General features: G+C 63.5%; 22 protein-coding genes. 4 read left to right on the top strand and 18 right to left on the bottom strand.

All coding sequences use genetic code 11. The annotated features are described in order from the left end of the window. From RMO89_RS10875 to RMO89_RS10820, 12 genes are all read right to left on the bottom strand, one after another. On the bottom strand, window positions 1–541 hold a 541-nt coding region (locus RMO89_RS10875; RefSeq protein WP_310533064.1), incomplete at its 3' end, for a 2Fe-2S iron-sulfur cluster-binding protein. Beyond that, the gene (locus tag RMO89_RS10870) at window positions 541–1,272 is read right to left on the bottom strand and encodes a hypothetical protein (RefSeq protein WP_310533063.1); all 732 of its coding nucleotides are present in this window, start codon (window positions 1,270–1,272) and stop codon (window positions 541–543) included. The genes RMO89_RS10870 and RMO89_RS10875, both read right to left, overlap by 1 nt. Continuing rightward, window positions 1,269–2,555, bottom strand: coding sequence for an NADH-quinone oxidoreductase subunit NuoF (nuoF, locus tag RMO89_RS10865; RefSeq protein ID WP_310533061.1), 1,287 nt, complete (start codon window positions 2,553–2,555; stop codon window positions 1,269–1,271). The genes RMO89_RS10870 and nuoF overlap by 4 nt, the downstream gene beginning before the upstream one ends. Window position 2,556: 1 nt before the next feature. Then, window positions 2,557–3,225 carry an NAD(P)H-dependent oxidoreductase subunit E gene (locus tag RMO89_RS10860; protein ID WP_310533060.1) on the bottom strand — a complete coding sequence of 223 codons (669 nt, stop codon included), beginning with the start codon at window positions 3,223–3,225 and terminating at the stop codon, window positions 2,557–2,559. Beyond that, window positions 3,218–3,421 (bottom strand): hypothetical protein, encoded by a 204-nt coding sequence (locus RMO89_RS10855; protein ID WP_310533059.1) that lies wholly within the window; start codon window positions 3,419–3,421, stop codon window positions 3,218–3,220. Before RMO89_RS10855 ends, RMO89_RS10860 begins: the two co-directional genes overlap by 8 nt. 217 nt (window positions 3,422–3,638) lie before the next feature. After that, on the bottom strand, window positions 3,639–3,989 hold the full coding sequence (locus RMO89_RS10850; protein WP_310533058.1) for a nuclear transport factor 2 family protein: 351 nt from the start codon (window positions 3,987–3,989) through the stop codon (window positions 3,639–3,641). Next, window positions 3,982–4,314 carry a hypothetical protein gene (locus RMO89_RS10845; protein ID WP_310533057.1) on the bottom strand — a complete coding sequence of 111 codons (333 nt, stop codon included), beginning with the start codon at window positions 4,312–4,314 and terminating at the stop codon, window positions 3,982–3,984. The genes RMO89_RS10850 and RMO89_RS10845 overlap by 8 nt, the downstream gene beginning before the upstream one ends. Further along, entirely contained in the window at window positions 4,311–5,522 is a 1,212-nt protein-coding gene (locus tag RMO89_RS10840; RefSeq protein ID WP_310533056.1) for an NADH-quinone oxidoreductase subunit D, read from the bottom strand. The genes RMO89_RS10845 and RMO89_RS10840 overlap by 4 nt, the downstream gene beginning before the upstream one ends. Further along, window positions 5,519–6,364: an NADH-quinone oxidoreductase subunit C gene (locus tag RMO89_RS10835; RefSeq protein ID WP_310533055.1), complete on the bottom strand. Its 846-nt coding sequence runs from the start codon at window positions 6,362–6,364 to the stop codon at window positions 5,519–5,521. Before RMO89_RS10835 ends, RMO89_RS10840 begins: the two co-directional genes overlap by 4 nt. Window positions 6,365–6,375: 11 nt before the next feature. Next, on the bottom strand, window positions 6,376–6,918 hold the full coding sequence (locus tag RMO89_RS10830; RefSeq protein ID WP_310533054.1) for an NADH-quinone oxidoreductase subunit B family protein: 543 nt from the start codon (window positions 6,916–6,918) through the stop codon (window positions 6,376–6,378). Between the two features lie 4 nt (window positions 6,919–6,922). Next, on the bottom strand, window positions 6,923–7,297 hold the full coding sequence (locus tag RMO89_RS10825; protein ID WP_310533053.1) for an NADH-quinone oxidoreductase subunit A: 375 nt from the start codon (window positions 7,295–7,297) through the stop codon (window positions 6,923–6,925). A 102-nt stretch (window positions 7,298–7,399) separates the two neighbouring features. Beyond that, window positions 7,400–8,809 carry a coniferyl aldehyde dehydrogenase gene (locus tag RMO89_RS10820; RefSeq protein ID WP_310533071.1) on the bottom strand — a complete coding sequence of 470 codons (1,410 nt, stop codon included), beginning with the start codon at window positions 8,807–8,809 and terminating at the stop codon, window positions 7,400–7,402. Between the two features lie 166 nt (window positions 8,810–8,975). Here RMO89_RS10820 and RMO89_RS10815 point away from each other — a divergent pair, with 166 nt between their 5' ends. Beyond that, window positions 8,976–10,169 carry an acetyl-CoA C-acyltransferase gene (locus RMO89_RS10815; protein ID WP_310533052.1) on the top strand — a complete coding sequence of 398 codons (1,194 nt, stop codon included), beginning with the start codon at window positions 8,976–8,978 and terminating at the stop codon, window positions 10,167–10,169. Window positions 10,170–10,337: 168 nt separating this feature from the next. Here RMO89_RS10815 and RMO89_RS10810 read toward each other — a convergent pair whose 3' ends face one another. Beyond that, a complete protein-coding gene (locus RMO89_RS10810) occupies window positions 10,338–10,820 on the bottom strand; it encodes an SH3 domain-containing protein (protein WP_310533051.1) in 483 nt (160 codons plus the stop codon). Window positions 10,821–10,990: 170 nt separating this feature from the next. On the opposite strand from RMO89_RS10810, the gene RMO89_RS10805 reads away from it, so the two are divergent. From RMO89_RS10805 to RMO89_RS10795, 3 genes are all read left to right on the top strand, one after another. Then, window positions 10,991–12,295 (top strand): ammonium transporter, encoded by a 1,305-nt coding sequence (locus tag RMO89_RS10805; protein ID WP_310533050.1) that lies wholly within the window; start codon window positions 10,991–10,993, stop codon window positions 12,293–12,295. Window positions 12,296–12,444: 149 nt separating this feature from the next. Next, window positions 12,445–13,305 (top strand): UDP-2,3-diacylglucosamine diphosphatase, encoded by an 861-nt coding sequence (locus tag RMO89_RS10800; RefSeq protein WP_310533049.1) that lies wholly within the window; start codon window positions 12,445–12,447, stop codon window positions 13,303–13,305. Then, a complete protein-coding gene (locus RMO89_RS10795) occupies window positions 13,302–14,384 on the top strand; it encodes a glycosyltransferase family 1 protein (RefSeq protein WP_310533048.1) in 1,083 nt (360 codons plus the stop codon). The genes RMO89_RS10800 and RMO89_RS10795 overlap by 4 nt, the downstream gene beginning before the upstream one ends. Here the strand turns inward: RMO89_RS10795 and RMO89_RS10790 are convergent. From RMO89_RS10790 to RMO89_RS10770, 5 genes are all read right to left on the bottom strand, one after another. Further along, the gene (locus tag RMO89_RS10790) at window positions 14,369–15,082 is read right to left on the bottom strand and encodes an alpha/beta fold hydrolase (protein ID WP_310533047.1); all 714 of its coding nucleotides are present in this window, start codon (window positions 15,080–15,082) and stop codon (window positions 14,369–14,371) included. The two genes, RMO89_RS10795 and RMO89_RS10790, sit on opposite strands and share 16 nt — an antisense overlap. Beyond that, window positions 15,082–16,488: a nitronate monooxygenase gene (locus RMO89_RS10785; protein WP_310533046.1), complete on the bottom strand. Its 1,407-nt coding sequence runs from the start codon at window positions 16,486–16,488 to the stop codon at window positions 15,082–15,084. The genes RMO89_RS10790 and RMO89_RS10785 overlap by 1 nt, the downstream gene beginning before the upstream one ends. Before the next feature lie 13 nt (window positions 16,489–16,501). Beyond that, window positions 16,502–17,191, bottom strand: a complete 690-nt coding sequence (locus RMO89_RS10780; RefSeq protein WP_310533045.1) for a class I SAM-dependent methyltransferase — start codon at window positions 17,189–17,191, stop codon at window positions 16,502–16,504. A 26-nt stretch (window positions 17,192–17,217) separates the two neighbouring features. Then, complete coding sequence (gene prfB / locus RMO89_RS10775; RefSeq protein ID WP_310533044.1) at window positions 17,218–18,345, bottom strand: peptide chain release factor 2; 1,128 nt, start codon at window positions 18,343–18,345, stop codon at window positions 17,218–17,220. A gap of 157 nt (window positions 18,346–18,502) precedes the next feature. Further along, the gene (locus RMO89_RS10770) at window positions 18,503–19,066 is read right to left on the bottom strand and encodes a peroxiredoxin (protein ID WP_310533043.1); all 564 of its coding nucleotides are present in this window, start codon (window positions 19,064–19,066) and stop codon (window positions 18,503–18,505) included. Between the last annotated feature and the right edge of the window lie 13 nt (window positions 19,067–19,079).

Genomic DNA, 19,079 nt, shown 5'->3' with positions numbered 1-19,079 from the left:
CATAGGTGCCGATTTCCATGTTCTCGCCGCGGTTGGTCGCACCGAGTTCCGGCACGCCGGCGACCTCGGTGGCGAAGCGCACGCAGCGGGTGCATTGGATGCAGCGGGTCATCGTGGTCTTGATCAGCGGCCCCATGTACTTCTCGGTCACCGCGCGCTTGTTCTCGTCATAGCGACTGGCGCCGCGGCCATAGGCCATCGCCTGGTCCTGCAGGTCGCACTCGCCGCCCTGGTCGCAGATCGGGCAATCGAGCGGGTGGTTGATCAGGAGAAACTCCATCACCCCTTCGCGCGCCTTCTTGACCATTTCGCTGTCGGTGCGGATGTTCTGGCCATCGGCGGCGGGCAGCGCGCAGCTTGCCTGCGGCTTCGGCGGCCCGGGGGCAACCTCGACCAGGCACATGCGGCAATTGCCAGCGATCGACAGGCGCTCATGATAGCAGAAGCGCGGGATTTCCTTGCCGGCCAGCTCGCAGGCCTGCAGGACGGTGGCGCCCTGCGGAACTTCGAGTTCGATGCCGTCGACGGTGACCTTAGGCATTACAGGGAGGCTCCGGAACCTTGGGCCTGTGACAGGCGGTAATAGGCAATGGCGAGCGCGCCGCGCACGCTCATGCGGTCGAGCGAGACGGTTTCACCAGCCTTGATGCACTGGCCGAGCGTTGCGCCGAGCGCATTGATCGACTGCAATTCGGGCGGCGTTTCGAGGCTGGTCGCAAGGACCGCTCGCGACTGGACGGGGGCGTTCCGCACGACGCATTCGCCAAGCTTGCCCATCAGCATGGCTTCGGTCTTGCGGGCGATGGCGGCGCGTTGGCGGACGAGCTTTTCCTCGGGGATCGCTTTTCCGTCAGGGTACTGGAGGCGCAGCGGGCGCGGTTCGTCATAAGTAAGGATCGGCACGACCTTGAGGCCGTCAACCGTGAGCGCCGGTGCGCCCTTGGCGACCAGCGCTTCTGCAATTACGCCGCGATAGGTGTCATCGTCCATCCGCATACGCAGGCGGCCCTGAAAGCCCGACGTAGCGTTGGCGAGAATGTCTTCGTCCATACACTCGCGCTGCATCAGGCGCTTGCCTTCGGGGCTCTCACGCTTGAAGTTTGCGCCGGAAACCACGGCCTTGCGCGCCAGTTCAGGCTCACGCTTGGCAACGCACTGGCCGTAATCGGCAAGGAACTTGCGGATCTGACCGATCGACGGCGGTTCGGCCGCCTGCACCGGCAGGGCCACCGCAACGGCGCAGAGGCCAAGAAGGGTTCGCGTCAGCTTCACTCCGCCGCCTCCCGCACGTTTTCCGCGATCCGGCGTTCGAGTTCGGGGCGGAAGTGCTTGATCAGGCCCTGGATCGGCCATGCCGCCGCATCGCCGAGCGCGCAGATGGTGTGGCCTTCGACCTGCTTGGTCACCTGCTGCAGCATGTCGATTTCGCCGATCTCGGCGTCGCCGGTGCGCAGGCGTTCCATCATGCGCCACATCCAGCCGGTGCCTTCGCGGCAGGGGGTGCACTGGCCGCAGCTTTCATGCTTGTAGAAGTAGGAGAGGCGGCTGATGGCGCGGACGATGTCGGTCGACTTGTCCATGACGATGACCGCCGCCGTTCCGAGGCCCGATCCGACAGCTTTCAGGCCGTCGAAGTCCATCGGCGCGTCCCATATCTGGTCGGCGGGGACCAGCGGAACCGAGGAACCGCCGGGGATCACCGCGAGCAGATTGTCGCGACCGCCGCGAATGCCGCCGCAGTGCTTTTCGATCAGTTCGCTGAAGGGGATGCTCATTTCCTCTTCAACGACGCAGGGCTTGTTCACGTGGCCGCTGATCTGGAAGAGCTTGGTGCCCTTGTTGCCTTCGCGGCCGAACGAGGAAAACCACGCCGCGCCGCGCCGGATGATCGTGGGGGCAACGGCGATCGATTCGACGTTGTTGACCGTGGTCGGGCAGCCATAGAGGCCCGCGCCAGCCGGGAACGGCGGCTTCAGGCGGGGCTGGCCCTTCTTGCCTTCGATCGATTCGATCATCGCGGTTTCTTCACCGCAGATGTAGGCACCGGCGCCGCGGTGGACGAAGACGTCGAAATCGTAGCCGGACTTGCAGGCGTTCTTGCCGATCAGGCCGGCGTCATAAGCCTCCTGCACGGCAGCGAACAGCGTCTCGGCCTCGCGGATGTATTCGCCGCGAATGTAGATGTAGGCGGCGCGCGCGCCCATGGCGAAACCGGCGACCAGCGCGCCTTCAATCAGCTTGTGCGGATCGTGGCGGATGATCTCGCGGTCCTTGCACGAACCGGGTTCGCTCTCGTCGGCGTTGATGACTAGGAAGCCCGGACGATCCGGCCGGTATTCCTTGGGCATGAACGACCACTTCAGGCCGGTCGGGAAGCCTGCCCCGCCGCGCCCGCGCAGGCCGGAATCCTTGACTTCCTGCACGATGGCATCGCGGCCACGCGCGAGGATCGCCTTGGTATTGTCCCAGTCACCGCGCTTGCGGGCAGCCGCAAGGCTCCACGGCTGATAGCCGTAGACGTTGGTGAAGATGCGGTCCTTGTCGCGGAGTGCCATCTTACCACTCACCTCGGTAATCGTGATTTTCGGTCGCCATCGCCTGGAGCGTCGAGAGCGCGCCGGCGGGCTCCACCGTGTGGCGTCCCGGTTCCTGCGTGCCAGCCTTGGGCTGCTTGCCGGCGGCCAGCGCATCAAGCACGGCATCGAGGCGTTCGGCGGTGAGGTCCTCGAAGTTGTCGTCGTTGATCTGGACCATCGGGGCCGAGGCGCAGTTGCCCATGCATTCGACCTCGGTCAGCGTCCACAGTCCGTCGTCGGTGGTGTGGCCGATCTCCATGCCGCGCTTGGCGCAGGCGGTGAACAGGTCGTCCGAGCCGCGCAGCATGCACGGCGTGGTGCCGCAGACCTGCACGTGGAATTTGCCGACCGGCACAAGGTTGTACATGAAATAGAAGGTCGCGACCTCGACCACGCGGATGACCGGCATGTCGAGGTATCTGGCGACATATTCCATCACCGGGATCGGCAGCCAGCCCTGCGTGTTGGTTTCCTCGCCCACCTGACGCTGGGCATAGTCGAGCAGCGCCATCACGGCCGAGCGCTGGCGCCCGGCGGGATAGCGCGCGACGGCGGCCTTGGCCTTGGCATCCCACGCGGGATTGAAGGCGAAGCCGGACCAGCGCTCGCGCAAGGTCGGCGTATCGGGGGCGAGGCGGCGCTCAGCCACGGCTGCGGTTCCGGCGGCGCTGGGCGAATTGCTGGCCGAAGAAGAACACCTCGAACCCGGCGATCGCGGCGGCGAGCGACGAGACCATCTCGAAGTCGGCGCTACCAAAAAGGCCAAGCGCAATGGCCGCGAGCGCGAGCACTATGCCGGTGACCGCCGCAAGAACGCGCAATTGTTCAACTGGAGTGAAATTCACCGGACAAACTCCACGCAGGAAGCCGCGCTTCCGACTGATTTTTGATCGTCATCCTGAACGTGTTTCAGGATCCATTGCGCACAACGCGCCGAAGCCCTGTCAAGGAGCGCAACGGCGCCGTTGTCCATCCAGCCCCAGCGGCGGAATACAAGGCCCGATGGACCCTGAAACAAGTTCAGGGTGACGGGGTTGGTTGATTGAATGACTGCTGCAGCCATCACCGGACAAACTCCACGCGAGAGCACTTGCCGCCCTCGAAAGAATAGATTGCGACCACGTCGAACGGCTCCACCAGTTCCGAACCATCGGTGGCCGGACCGCGCGTCACGTGTTCGCGCATGAGGACATAGCTGCCGATGGCCTGCGCCTCGACGATCTCGGCATGGTTCTGCGGCCACTTGGCGAAAGCGGCGGCGAGGCCGGAGCGCGTGCCTTCCTTGCCCTCACGCACGACCGCACCGCGATAGTTTGCCTCGCAGGCGTCGTCGGTCATGAACGAGACGTAGGTGTCCACGTCCTGCGCGTTGTAGGCGGCGATCATGGCCTTGGCGGTTTCGAGGTTAGTCATTGTCACCGCCAGACTTTTTTACCCAGATTGGACCCGACAGTTCCCGACGCATTCCCACAAAATACCCAATGACATAGAGAGCCACGAGCATGCCAATCGCAACTGGCCAAATGTTCTCAGACAGCATTTCACGGACTCTTGCTTCCGGAGCAACAAACGCGATCAAAGCATTCACCAGCCACAAAATTCCGGCCAAAATCGCGGTCTGGATCGCCAAACCAACGCAAAACATCAGCGTAGCGCCAGAAAACGAGTTCTCAAACGGCAGCTCATATTCCACGATTTTCGTCGTGAACCGAACAACCTTGCGGACTGCGCCAATCACCGGTCGCACTCCCCGAACACCACGTCGATGGCGCCGATGATGGCGGTGACGTCGGGCAGCATGTGGCCCTTGGACATGAAGTCCATCGCCTGCAGGTGGCTGAAGGCGGTCGGGCGGATCTTGCAGCGGTAGGGCTTGTTCGAGCCGTCGGCGACGAGATAGACGCCGAATTCGCCCTTGGGGCTTTCGGTGGCGACATAGACTTCGCCCGCCGGAACGTGAAAGCCTTCGGTGTAGAGCTTGAAGTGATGGATCAGCGCTTCCATCGACTGCTTCATCTCCGCGCGCTTCGGCGGTGAGACCTTGCGGTCGTCCGAGGCGACAGGGCCGCCCGGCATTTCGGCCAGGCACTGCTTCATGATGCGGGCCGACTGGCGCACTTCCTCGACGCGGACCATGAAGCGGTCATAGCAATCGCCGCGAGTGCCGACCGGGATCTCGAAGTCCATCTTCGCGTAAACGTCATAGGGCTGCGATTTGCGCAGATCCCACGGAATGCCCGAACCGCGGATCATCGGGCCAGAGAAGCCCCATGCCAGCGCGTCGTCCTTGGATACCGTAGCGATATCGACGTTGCGCTGCTTGAAGATGCGGTTGTCGACCACGAGGCTCATCGCGTCCTCGAACAGTTGTGGCAGGCGGCTGTCGAGCCAGACGCCGATATCGACGAGCAGCTTTTCCGGCACGTCCTGATGCACGCCGCCGGGACGGAACCATGCCGAGTGCATGCGCGCGCCCGATGCGCGTTCAAAGAAGTTGAGGCAGTCCTCGCGCACTTCGAACATCCACAGGTTCGGCGTCATCGCGCCGACGTCCATAACGTGGCTGCCGAGGTTGAGCATGTGGTTGCAGATGCGGGTCAGCTCGGCAAACAGCACGCGCAGGTACTGCCCGCGCGCCGGCACTTCGATGTTGAGCAGCTTCTCGATGGCCAGCACATAGGAGTGCTCCATGGCGAGCGGCGAGCAGTAATCCAGCCGGTCGAAATAGGGCAGCGCCTGCAGGTAGGTCTTGTGCTCGATCAGCTTTTCGGTGCCGCGGTGCAGCAGGCCGACGTGCGGATCGATGCGTTCGATGATCTCGCCATCAAGCTCCATGACCATGCGCAGAACGCCGTGCGCCGCGGGGTGCTGCGGGCCGAAGTTGATCGTGTAGTTGGTGATGACCTCATCGCCGGTGGTCGGCGACTGTTCGAGTTGAAGGCTCATGCCTTGCCTCCATCAGTCTTCTTCGCACGCGGTTTGCGAGCCGGGCGGCTCTCGGTCGGAGCAGGCGCGCCGGGTTCGGCCTTGGCCGTGCGCTTGGGCGCGCCCGGCTTGGCAACCTTCTTGGCTGCGGCCTTGTTGGTCGCTTCACCAGCGCCGGTGTCGGCGGGCTTTTCGGTGACCTTGGGGGTCGGCGGCGCGGCGGGCGGCGGCGGAGGCGGTGCCTGCACGGCCTTCTCATCACCCGGCAGGACATAGTCCGCGCCTTCCCACGGGCTCATGAAATCGAACGAGCGCAGGTCCTGCGCCAGCTTGACCGGTTCATAGACAACGCGCTTGTCCTCTTCGGAATAGCGCAGTTCCTGATAGCCGGTGAGCGGGAAATCCTTGCGGAACGGATGGCCTTCGAAGCCGTAGTCGGTGAGGATGCGGCGCAGGTCGGCATTGCCTGCGAAGATCACGCCGTACATGTCGTAGACTTCGCGCTCGAGCCAGCCGGCGACCGGCCACAGCGTGGTGACGGTCGGCACCGGGGTGCTTTCCGAAGCCGTGACCTTGACCATCACGCGGTGGTTCTTCGTCACCGAAAGCAGCATGTAGACAACGTCGAAACGCTCAGGCCGCGACGGATAGTCGACCCCGGCGATTTCCATCAGCTGCTGGTACTGGTGATCGTCGCGCAGCGTGCGCAGCACGTTTTCGATCTCGGCGCGGGCGACGGTGATGACGACTTCGCCATATTCCTCGCGCGCGGCAACAACCGCAGCGCCAAGCGCGGCGGTCAGCGTTTCCAGCACGCCATCGTTGCTGGCGAACTTCGGGGCGGAGTGGAGGACCTGTGCCATGCCTTCAGACCTCAGCGCTCAAGCGTGCCGACGCGGCGGATCTTCCGCTGCAACTGCATCACGGCATAAAGTAATGCTTCGGCAGTCGGCGGGCAGCCCGGGACATAGATGTCCACCGGCACGATCCGGTCACAGCCGCGAACGACGCTGTACGAATAGTGATAATAGCCGCCGCCGTTGGCGCAGGAACCCATCGAGATGACGTACTTCGGGTCCGACATCTGGTCGTAAACCTTGCGCAGCGCCGGGGCCATCTTGTTGCACAGCGTACCGGCGACGATCATCACGTCTGACTGGCGCGGAGAGGCGCGCGGGGCGGCGCCGAAACGCTCCATGTCATAGCGCGGCATGTTCACGTGGATCATCTCGACCGCGCAGCAGGCGAGGCCGAAGGTCATCCACCACAGCGAGCCGGTGCGGGCCCACTGGAACAGTTCCTCTGTGCTCATGACAAGGAAGCCCTTGTCCGAAACCTCGGCATTGAGCCCGTCGAAGAACGACTGGTCGGGCGCCGTGATCAGGCCCGGAGCGGCGGGGGGGACGAGTGCGTTCATCAGATCATTCCCAATCCAGCGCGCCGACTTTCCACGCATAGGCGAGGCCTACGAGCAGTTCGCCCAGGAAGACCATCATCGTGATCCAGCCCGGCCAGCCTGTGAAGTCCAGGCTGACCGCCCAGGGAAACAGGAAGGCCGCTTCAAGGTCGAAGACGATGAACAGGATCGCGACCAGATAGAAGCGCACGTCGAACTGGCTGCGGGGATCCTCGAACGCGGGGAAGCCGCATTCGTACTCGCTGTTCTTTTCCGCGTTCGGGTTGTGCGTGCCGGTAAGGTACGAAACGCCCATCGGCAGGAAGACGAACGCCGTCGACAGACCCAGTGCAATGACCAGGAAAATGAGGATCGGAAGATATTGTGACAGATCGACCATGATTACCCAGTGTGAGCGGCGGAATCGCCATCGATAAGGCTTTGATCCGGCCCCTAGTCCCGCCCCGCGGCGCGCGCAAGTGGGGTTAGGTCCATATTCCCATCACTTCCCCAACTCGCGGCGAAGCTGGGCCGCAGTCGCCTTGCCATAGGGCGGGCGCAGACCGGCGATCCCCGCGACATCGATCCCCGTCTGCCGGAACACGGCGCGGGCGTGGCTGAACTCGCGGAAGCCGTCGAGCCCGTGGTAATGCCCCATGCCTGACGGTCCGATGCCGCCGAATGGCAGGTCATCGTTGGAGATGTGCATGATGACATCATTTACGGTTACGCCGCCCGAAACGGTGCGCAACAGCACGCGCTCCTCCTCCGACCGGTCGCGGCCGAAATAATAGAGGCCGAGCGGCCGATCATGGGCGTTCACGTAAGCAATCGCCTCGTCGATGCCGTCATAGGTCATCACCGGCAGCACCGGGCCAAAGACCTCCTCCTGCATCACGGTCATGCCGTCATTAACCCCGCGCAGGATGGTGAGCGGCATCTTGTTGCCGTTGGACGCGGCGAAATCCTCGCCCGCCGGGTTGACCTCGATGACCTCGGCTCCCTTGGCCCGCGCATCGGCGACATGGGCGGCCAGCCGGTCGCGGTGGCGGGCGTTGATCACGCTGGCGTAGTCGTCGTTCGCCAGCAGAGTCGGATACATGGCGGAGGCCTGCGCAATGAGGCTCGACACAACCGCGCTCTCGGATTGCGCCGGCACCAGCAGGTAATCAGGCGCAAGGCAGATCTGCCCCGCATTCATCATCTTGCCCAGCGCAATGCGCCCCGCCGCCTTGTCGATATCGGCGCTGCGCCCGATGATCGTCGGCGACTTGCCGCCGAGTTCCAGCGTCACGGGCACCAGATTGTCCGCCGCCGCGCGCATCACGTGCCGCCCGATTGAAGTGGCGCCGGTGAACATCAGGTGGTCGAACGAAAGCGCAGCGAAGGCTTGTCCCGTCTCTACTCCGCCGGTCACCACGGCGACTTCCTCGGGCGCGAAAAAGCGCGCCACCAGGTCCGCCAGCAGGTCCGATGTGCGCTCGGTAAATTCCGAAGGCTTGAGCATCGCGCGGTTGCCGGCCGACAGCACGCAGGCCAGCGGCGTCATCACCATGCCGATGGGGAAGTTCCACGGCGCCATGATGCCGACCACCCCCTTGGGCTGGTAACGCACCTCTGCCTTCGCGCCTAGAAATCCGAGTGGGAACAGCGGGCGGCGCTTGTCCCCCCTCGCCCAGCTGCGGAAATGCTTCCTGGCGTGGCGCAGCGCATTCACCGCCGGGAGAATGTCGGTCAGCATGGTCTGTTCACGGCTGCGGCTGCCAAAGTCGGCGGAAACGGCGGCCGCGAGTGGCTCCTTGTTCTCGATCAGCAGGGCAATCGCGCGCTTCAGGCGATCATCCCGCACATCGAGCGATTCGGGCATAGCGGCGACAAAGGCGGCTTTCTGGGCGCGCAGCGCTGCGTTCATTCCCTCGGCGATACTGGACACGCGCGGCTCCCCTGCGACTTTCACCGCGTTTTCAGGGCTGGACGCGGGAATGGCAAGGGTTGAGCAAAATTTGCCATTGCCGCAGTGCAACATTAGGATCACGGGGAATCAAACCCTATCCGCTTGCAGAAGGCTTCGCATTTTCATGGCCCAGATCTCCGCCTCCGATCCGATCGTTGTCCTGTCCTATGCCCGCACGCCGATGGGCGGCCTTGCCGGCGCTTTCGCCGATGTCGCGGCCACCGATCTGGGTGCCACGGCGGTAAAGGCTGCGGTCGAGCGCGCGGGCATCGACGGCGCGGACGTGGAGCGGATCTACATGGGCTGCGTGCTCCCCGCCGGTCTCGGCCAGGCCCCTGCCCGCCAGGTCGCGATCAAGGCCGGCCTGCCCAAGTCGGTCCAGGCGAGCACGGTCAACAAGGTCTGCGGATCAGGCATGCAGACAGTGATCATGGGCGCCGAGGCGCTTGCCGCCGGGTCGCTCGATCTCGTCATCGCTGGCGGCATGGAAAGCATGACCAACGCGCCTTACCTGCTCAAGAAGCACCGCGCCGGCGCGCGTGCGGGCCATGACACGGCCTATGACCACATGTTCCTCGACGGCCTTGAAGACGCCTACGAAGGCGGCTCGATGGGTTCATTCGCACAGGTTTCGGCCGACGAATACCAACTCACCCGCGAAGGGCAGGACGCCTATTCGATCGAATCGCTGCGCCGCGCGCAGGAAGCCATCGCCACTGGTGCCTTCGCCAGCGAAGTCGTGCCGGTAACGGTCAAGACCCGCGCCGGCGAAGTCATCGTCGATACCGACGAGCAGCCCGGCAAGGGACGCCCGGACAAGATCCCTACCCTGCGCCCCGCCTTCTCGAAGGATGGCACGATTACTGCCGCATCCTCCTCGTCGATCTCGGACGGTGCCGCTGCCATGGTGCTCACGCGCCAGTCGGTTGCCGATGCCAAGGGGCTGACTCCGGTCGCGCGTATCGTTGCGGTTGCCGGCCATGCGCAGGAGCCTTCGAAGTTCACCACCGCCCCGGTCGGTGCGATCAACAAGCTGATGGAAAAGGCCGGCTGGGACCTTGCCGATGTCGACCTGTTCGAAATCAACGAGGCCTTTGCCTGCGTCGCCATGTTCGCCATGCACGACCTCGGCATCCCGCATGACAAGGTCAACGTCCACGGCGGCGCAACCGCGCTGGGTCACCCGATCGGCGCATCGGGCACGCGCATCATCACCACGCTGATCGGCGCGCTGAAGCACAAGGGCCTGAAGAAGGGCGTTGCCAGCCTGTGCATCGGCGGCGGTGAGGCCACTGCCGTTGCGGTCGAACTGATCTGATTTGCTGGTCGTCCCGGGGCTTGACCCGGGACCGCTGGCCGGCTGCGAAAAGAATAAAGCGTCATTCCGGCGAAGGCCGGAACCCAGCACTGAAAATAATGCCGTGGCACAGCGACGTCGTTTGCTTGCGCGGTCTGGGTCCCGGCCATCGCCGGGATGATGCGCTACTTAAGGGTTTTGCGCACCCCACAGCCGATCCTGCGGCACGAAGCCCTGATGCCCGGTCGGCAAGCTGAAATCGCACCAGCCTTCGCTGCATTCGCCCAGTTTGCCGGTAACGCCCGGCTCCAACCGCCACTTGAGCTTTGATCCGGCTTCCGCCTTTTCGTGCATCTCGGCGAGGCCTTTGCCCTGCACCAGCCCGGCCCGGCGCTGCGACATCAGGCTGCCCAGCACCCAGCCGGTTGCGCCATCAGGATCCTCAACGCGCCACCAGCCTTCCTTGGTCCGCACCACCTTCATCGGCAGGTTGACGCGCTTGTAAACCCAGAGAACCCGGTAATCCTCCCCCGGGCCAACCCGCATGTTGACCACCGCCGCCTTGGTCGAGGCCCAGAACGGCGGTTCGGGATCTTCAGCGGCTAGGGGGGGAGCTAGCGGACTGGCAAAAGTCGCGGCCAGCAGGGTGGCAAAAAGGGTAATCCGGCGCATGCGCTTGCCTTAGCGCCGATGGCTGTCCCGTATCAAGGCAGGTCGGCGTGTTACACGCGTTTCCGCAAGAATGCTGCGCTGCGCCCCCTTGATGCTGGCATATGCTTGCCCTAGAGGCCGGCTTGAGGACATGCGCCGGGTAAGGCGGCGCGGTGGAAGGGATTGCACCAATGAACAAGTGGATCGCGCGCGCTGCTGCGCTGGGCATGCTGCTCGCCCCGGTCGCCGCGCAGGCGCAGGAAGCCGTGGTTGATGCGGCGGACAGCGGCGATACCGCATGGATCCTTGTTTCCTCGGCTTTTGTGCTGATGATGACCATGCCGGGACTTACCCTGTTTTACGGCGGGCTGGTCCGCTCGAAGAATTTCCTGTCGGTCTGCCTGCAGGTCGGCGCGATTGCGGCAGTGGTTTCGCTGTTGTGGATCTTCGTCGGCTATACCTTTGCCTTCGGCCCGGTGACCAACGGCTGGCTGGGCGCTGGGACCAACTGGATGCTCAACAACATCGGCAACGTCCGCGAAGGCACCAATGTGCCGGAAAGCGCGTTTGCCCTGTTCCAGCTGACCTTCGCGGCAATCACCCCCGCCCTGATGGTCGGCGCGTGGGTTGACCGCGCCCGCTTCGGGTGGGTCGTGCTATTCAGCGCGCTGTGGAGCCTGATTGTCTACGTTCCCGTGGCTCACTGGATCTGGGGCGGCGGCTGGATGGCCACCAAGCTCGGCACGCTCGATTTCGCGGGCGGTATTGTCGTCCACACGACTGCCGGCGTTTCAGCGCTGGTCACGGCCGCCCTGCTCGGCAAGCGCACCGGTTTTCCCAGGACGCTGATGCTGCCGCACAGCCCGGCGCTGACAATGGCCGGCGCGGCGCTGCTCTGGGTGGGCTGGTTCGGCTTTAACGGCGGCTCGGCGCTCGCCGCCACGGATGACGCGGCTTCGGCCATCATCAACACGCACGTAGGGGCCTGCGCCGCTGCGATGATGTGGCTGCTGATCGAACGCATCAAGGTGGGCAAGGCAACCAGCGTCGGCTTCGCCACCGGCGCGATTGCCGGCCTTGCTACGGTTACGCCGGCCGCCGGCTTTATCTCGCCGGGCGCGGCATTCCTCCTCGGCCTGATCGCGGCGATGGTCTGCTTCCCGATGATCCAGATCGTCAAGAACCGCTTCCACATCGACGATTCGCTCGACGTGTTCGCCGTCCACGGCATGGGCGGCATAACCGGTTCGATCCTGCTGGCCGTGTTCTACAATCCGGCATTGGGCGGCACCGCCGATCCGGCGACCTATTCGCTCGGCGGGCAGCTGATAGCCCAGATCGCCGGCGTCGGCATTGTCGCGGTGTGGTCGGCGATTGCCAGCGCCATCCTTGCGGTTGCGGTTGGCCTGATCTTCCCGATGCGGGTGAGCGAGGACGACGAGCGCGAAGGGCTTGACCTTGCCAGCCACGGCGAACGCGCCTGGGAAATGGACTGATCCAGCAATTCGGACGGTGGCGGTTTCAATTTGATTGCCACTGTCATCGAACTGACGCCGTTGAGTCATCTGCGCGACGCCAAAGGAGTCTAGGTTTCCCGTGTGAGCAAACACGGGACCTGGACGATATGCTCGGCGAAACAGACTTGATGGAACGCCTCACCGGAGGAATCTCCGGCAAGGGAAACACCCCCAACTGGCTCCTGCGGCCCGAACCGAAAGGGTTCCGTCCGAAACGGCGCTGCCGGGCGGTCTGGATCTCCGACATCCATCTCGGCACCAAGGGCTGCAAGGCCGAGATGCTGGTCGATTTTCTCCAGTCGATCGAGCCTGAGACGCTTTATCTGGTTGGCGACATTGTTGACGGCTGGTCGCTGCGAAAAGGCTGGTACTGGCCAGATGCGCACAACGAAGTCGTGCGGCGCATCCTCAAGATGGCGCATCGCAATACACGGGTGATCTTTGTCGTCGGCAATCACGATGAAGTGCTTCGCGACTATGCCGGTTTGAGCTTTGGCGGCGTGTCGCTGGCGCTCGAGGCAGAACACATCACTGCCGATGGGCGTCGCTTGCTGATCACCCATGGTGACAGTTTCGATGGGGTCGTGCTCTATGCCCGCTGGCTCGCGTTCCTGGGCGACAAGGCCTATTCGCTGCTGCTGCGGGCAAATATCGTGGTCAACGCCGTACGCCGGCGTTTCAACCTGCCCTATTGGTCGCTTTCCGCCTATCTCAAGAGGAAGGTCAAGAACGCCGTTCAGTTCGTCTGTAATTTCGAGGAAGCGCTCGTCCACGAAGCGCGGAGTCGCGGTTTTGACGGGGTCGTCTGCGGCCATATCCATTGCGCCGAGATCCGGATGATCGACGGCATCACCTATTACAACGACGGTGACTGGGTCGAAAGCTGCACCGCCTTGCTGGAGGATGCCGCCGGTCAGATCTCGATCATCGAATGGGGCCGCGAACCCGATCCGCTGATTGTTCCGGCGCAGATGGAGCAAGCGGCATGAGACTGGCCATCGCCACCGATGCCTGGCTGCCCCAAGTCAACGGCGTCGTCCGCACCCTTGCCGCGACCGTCACCGAACTTGATCGCCGGGGCTACGAAGTCGAACTGATCACGCCGGCGCAGTTCACGACTTTGCCGCTGCCGGGATATTCCTCGATCGATGTCGCCATTGCTCCGCGCTTTACCGCTCGCCGCACGCTGAACGCCTTTGCACCCGACGTTGTCCACATCCCGACCGAAGGACCCATCGGCTGGGCAGCGCGCAACTGGTGCCTGTCACACGGAGTCCCGCACACGACGGCTTTCCATACGCGGTTCCCGGATTACGTTGCAGCCCGCACCGGCATCAGCGCCGATCGCCTCTGGCCGATATTCCGGCGCTTTCACAAGCACAGCCGCGCCGTGCTCGCCGCCACGCCCAGCCTTGAGAACGAGCTGGTTTCGCGCGGCATTGGCCATGTTCGCCGCTGGACCCGCGGCATCGATCACTGGCTGTTCCGCGCGGAAGGCCCATTGCATCCAGCGATGGTCGACCTGCCCCGGCCCTTGTTGCTGAATGTCGGCCGGGTGTCCCGTGAGAAGAACCTTGAAGCCTTCCTCGCGCTCGACGTACCCGGCACGAAAGTCGTCGTTGGCAGCGGACCGGACGAGGAAATGCTCCGCCGCAAATATCCGCAAGTCCATTTCCTGGGGACGCTGGCGGGCGAAGATCTGGCGAGCGCTTACCGCACGGCGGACTGCTTCGTCTTTCCCAGCCTGACCGATACCTTTGGACTGGTGGTGCTCGAGGCACTGGCTTGCGGGGTGCCGGTTGCGGCCTTCCCGATATCCGGGCCTCTGGACATCATCGGACCAGGGGGCCGCGGAGCTGACAGCGATTTTCCAGCGCGAATTGGCAGCTGCGATGACCGGCTAGATCAAGCGATCGCCGTGGCTCTGCAATCAGATCGCCGGGCGGCTGCGGTTTTCGCGCGGAGGTTCAGCTGGGAGCATGCAACGGACCAGTTCCTTGCCGCGCTCAAGGATGCCTTGGCCGGATCAAGCACCCGGTCCGGCGCCGCACCTCAATTTGCCGAATGAGCGGACGCACCTTTGCCGAGGCGCTCGGCGATCAATCCGGCCACCGACCGAGCGGCCACCTTTGATGCAGCGAAGCCCATGTGGGTGGATACAAGTTCAATCTGTTCGTCCGACTGATCGGGTTTGCCCCGGGAAGTCTCAGGCGCGACAACCCCATCCAGCGGCGACCAGATTGCGATCGTGCGCACCGGCGGCTTGCGGGTGAAGGCAACGGGGATCGGCAGATTGTCGACAGTGTGGCTGTTGATCGCATTGTAGAGCCGCCAAGCGTGATTGGCATGCAGGTCACCTTCGAACGGACTGCCCAAGGTTACCACCATCTCGACCAGTTCGGGTGCCATATGCGCCAGTTCGCGCGCATAGATTCCGCCGAGGCTCCACCCGACGACAATCACTTTGGCTCCGCCCGCTGATTGCGAGATGAAGGCTAGCCGGGCGACCAAGGCGATGAGCAGATCGCCACGGAGCCCGAGGTTGGAACCGCGTCCCCACCCGTGAGCCGCAAAGCCCGCTGCCGTGAGGGTATGGCGCAACACCGATGTCGATGCATCATTGGCCAGGAAGCCCGGGATGACCATCACCGGCTCGCCATGGGCAAGCCGATCAATCTTCGCCGACCCGCGAAAGCGAGCGGCGAGCAGCAACGGCACATCCCCCAGCTCGCGCAGCAGCCGAGCCAGTTTAGGAGGCTTGGCCATCAGTCCCCGGTCAGGATGCGGTCGACCAGTTCCTTCACGGTGGGCGTGAAGTTGTTCGAATAGAACGGGTCCTGCTTGAAGCGATAAGCGGCGTGGCCGGCGAACATCAGGTTTTCGTCAATCGGGCCGCCGTGGGCGATGTCCTGAAGCGTCTTCTGGATGCAGAAGCTGCGCGGATCGGCGAGGCGTCCGGTCGTATAATCGTCATGGTCCTTCCACGACGAGAACCCGCAGTGCGACAGGCAGCCCATGCAGTCCGACTGGTCCTGCTTGATCACCGCGCGTTCGGCCGGCGAGACGAAGATGATGGTGTCGTCAGGCGTGCGCAGGCCTTCGGTGAAGCCGGCGCCGAACCATGCGCGGGCGCGGTTCAGGTCAGCGGGGGTGACCCAGAAGTTCTTGCCCCTTACGCCAACGTCAAGCTGCACCGTGTGTTCACCCGCAGCGACCTTCGAATAGGGCACCTGGCGTTCGCTGCGCCCTTCGAGCGAGCGCAGGAACGGGTTGCGGACGGCGGAGGAATAGAAGCCGGTCGGGCTGAACTTGTGCAGCAACACGTCGCCGGGCTCGATGTCGCGCAGGGCGTCCTTCCAGCCCATCGGGATCGGGCTTTCTTCGGTCAGCAGTGGGCGCGTGCCGAACTGGAACGCGATCTGGCCAAGCTCGGGATTGTCGATCCAGTTGTCCCACTCGCGCAGGAACCAGACGCCGCCGGCCATGACGATCGGCACCGAATCCGGCACGCCTTCGGCGCGCATTGTATCGCGCAGCGCCTTGACGCGGGGATAGGGATCTTCGGGCTTGCGCGGATCTTCGGCGTTGGACAGGCCATTGTGACCACCTGCGAGCCACGGGTCTTCATAGACCACCGCGCCGAGCAGATCGGCGACCTTGGAATAGGACCGCTTCCACAAGGCACGGAACGCGCGCGCGGAGCTGACAATTGGCAGATAGTATACGTTGAAGCGCTGGGCGATCTCGGCCAGCTTGTAAGGCATGCCCGCGCCGCAAGTGACGCCGGTGATCAGGCCCTTGGTACGTTCAAGAATCCCCTCGAGAATTGGCTGTGCGCCGCCCATTTCCCACAGGATGTTGATGTTGATCGCGCCCTTGCCGTTCGACACGTCATAGGCGCGCTTGACCTGTTCGACAGCGCCATCGATGCCGTACTGGATCAGCTCGAGATGGCGTTCCTTGCGGGTCAGCGCCTGATAGACCTGCGGAATGATCTTGCCTTCGGGATCATAGCTGTCAGCATTGACGGCACTAACCGTGCCGATACCCCCAGCAGCCGCCCAGGCACCCGAACTCATGTGATTGGTGGCCGAAACGCCCTTGCCGCCTTCCACCAGCGGCCAGACTTCGCGTCCGCCGTAGGAAATCGGCTTTAACCCCTTGAAACTCATTGTACTTCCTCTGTCAGCGCTGCACTGCAGTGCCGTCTGCGCCCAACTTGCACGGCTTGATCGCAGAAGGCTCAGGGCGAGCGCCCACAGCCTCGAACTGCGCGTAATAGCCGGTCAGTTCCGGCTTACGGACAAATTGCACCAAGCGAAAGCCCACAGCGCCCATTTCACAAAACAAAAGCGCCGGGGGAATGCCGTGTTTGTCGGTCGGACGATCCACGTCAACGACGATAACCTGCCCTCCTGCTTTCAGCCCCGGACGCATGTTCCACAGGAAGCCATAGGGGTCGGCGACCTCATGATACATGTGGACCATGAACACCCGGTCAAACGAAGCATCTGGCAAGCGTGGATTTTCCGGAAGCCCGGTCTTGATCGAGACATTATCGAGCCGTTCGCGCTCGACCCGCTGGCCAAGTCGCTGGATCGCACCGGGATCGATATCGACTGCGAGCACCCTGCCTTTGGTGCCAACGCGTTCGGCCAGACGGACCGTGTAATAGCCCTCGCCCGCACCCAGATCGGCCACGGTGGTTCCCTCGCCGATTTTCGCCAGGTCCATCACCATGTTGGCCTCGCCCAGTTTGTCGCGCTGGACTTCGGTCGAAAACTCGGTGGCACCGACGGCCGAAACCGGACGGTCGGGTTTGGGAAACGTCGGAGACTGGGCCGGCTGCTTCGAACAGGCAGCCAGAGCGATCATCGTCAGGAGCGAGGCAGCAAGTCGCCTCAATCGACGTCCTCCACCTCTACCTTTTCGCCGGTCACGCGCTGCGACAGGGCCGCCGCCATGAACTGGTCGAGATCGCCATCAAGCACATCGTCCGGCGTCGGGCTGGTAACGCCGGTGCGCAGGTCCTTCACCATCTGGTATGGCTGGAGGACGTAGGAACGGATCTGATGGCCCCAGCCGATGTCGCTCTTCGCCGCAAATTCAACGTTGGCGGCCTCTTCGCGCTTCTGCATTTCGGCTTCGTAGAGCCGCGACTTGAGCATCCCCATGCAGATCTCGCGGTTCTTGTGCTGGCTGCGATCCTGCTGGCTGGCGACGATGATGCCCGAGGGCACGTGAGTCATGCGCACGGCTGAATCGGTGGTGTTGACGTGCTGACCGCCAGCGCCCGAGGCGCGATAGGTATCGATCTTGAGGTCGGCCGGATTGATCTCGATATTGAAATTGTCATCGATCACCGGGAACACCCAGACCGAGCTGAACGAGGTGTGGCGGCGCGCCGAGCTGTCATAGGGGCTGATGCGGACGAGGCGGTGAACACCGCTTTCGGTCTTGGCATAGCCATAGGCGTTCTCGCCCTTGATGAGGATCGTCGCGGACTTGATGCCAGCCTGATCCCCCGCCTGGTATTCGATCGTCTCGGTCTTGAAACCGCGCTTGTCGGCCCAGCGGGTGTACATGCGGAACAGCATTTCCGCCCAGTCCTGGCTTTCGGTACCGCCCGCGCCGGCGTGGATTTCGATATAGGTATCGTTGCTGTCAGCCTCACCTGCGAGCAGGGCCTGAACCTTGTCACGGTCGGCGCGCTGCGCCAGCGCGGCAAGGGCATCGAGCCCTTCCTGGACCGTCGCCTCGTCGCCTTCCATCTCGCCAAGTTCGACATATTCGACCGCGTCGGACATTTCCTGCGAAATGTCCTTTACCGCGCCGATCGACGCTTCGAGCCGGCGACGCTCTTTCATGACCGCCTCGGCATCCTTGGGATTGTCCCAGAGCTTGGGATCTTCGACCCGGGCGTTCAATTCATCGAGGCGGCGCAGAGCGCGCTCCCAGTCGAGGAACTTGCGGACCAGTGCGAGTGCGGCATTGATCCGGTCAATATGGGCCTGCCCTTCGGCACGCATGATTCGTCACTCCAAGAACACGAAAAAGCAGGGCGGCACCTGCGCCGCCCCGCTTAGCGAAAGGGACCTGAAAGTAAAGGCCGCCCCGATTTAGATGGGCCTGACTGTGATGGGCCCGACTGTGATGGGCCCGACTGTGATGGGAATGCCGGGAGCCTCAGCCCTTCTTGCCGGCCTTCATCCTGCGCACGGCCTCAAGCGTCAGCTTCACGTGATCGCGCCAGTCGAGGTCGGAATGAACGAAAGCCACCCGTCCGTTCTTCCCGATGACATAGGACGTGCGCTTGGTCAGACCTGCCGGCATGCCCGGGCGGGCGAGCGCAACATCATATTTGGCGACGATCTGCGGCGTGGCTGATGCAACGGCGAACTTGTCACGGCAGGCTTCCTTGGAGAACTTCTGCAAGGTGGGCACATCATCGTTGGACATGCCAACCACGCTGGCCCCGGCCTTGGCGAAATCATCACTCGCTTCGGCAAAGGCGTGAGCTTCGAGGGTGCAGCCCTGCGTGAAAGCCTTGGGATAGAAATAGAGCACCACCGGCCCCTGCTTGAGCCGCTTGGCCAGCGACACGTCGATCGGGTTCCCGGCCAGCGCACCCTGAGCGGTGAAGTTCGGTGCCTTGGCACCAACGGCGAGTTCAGCCGAAGCCGGAGCGGATACGAGCATGGCGGCAAGAGCGGCCAGCGGGGCGAGCGGGACAAGTCGGCGTGAGTTCATGGCACCGGGTATG

Origin of the sequence: Novosphingobium sp. (genome assembly GCF_031424035.1) — a bacterium.
Taxonomy (GTDB): domain Bacteria; phylum Pseudomonadota; class Alphaproteobacteria; order Sphingomonadales; family Sphingomonadaceae; genus Novosphingobium.
The sequence above is the reverse complement of the archived record's forward strand: the minus strand, read 5'-3'. Positions and strand labels throughout refer to the sequence as shown.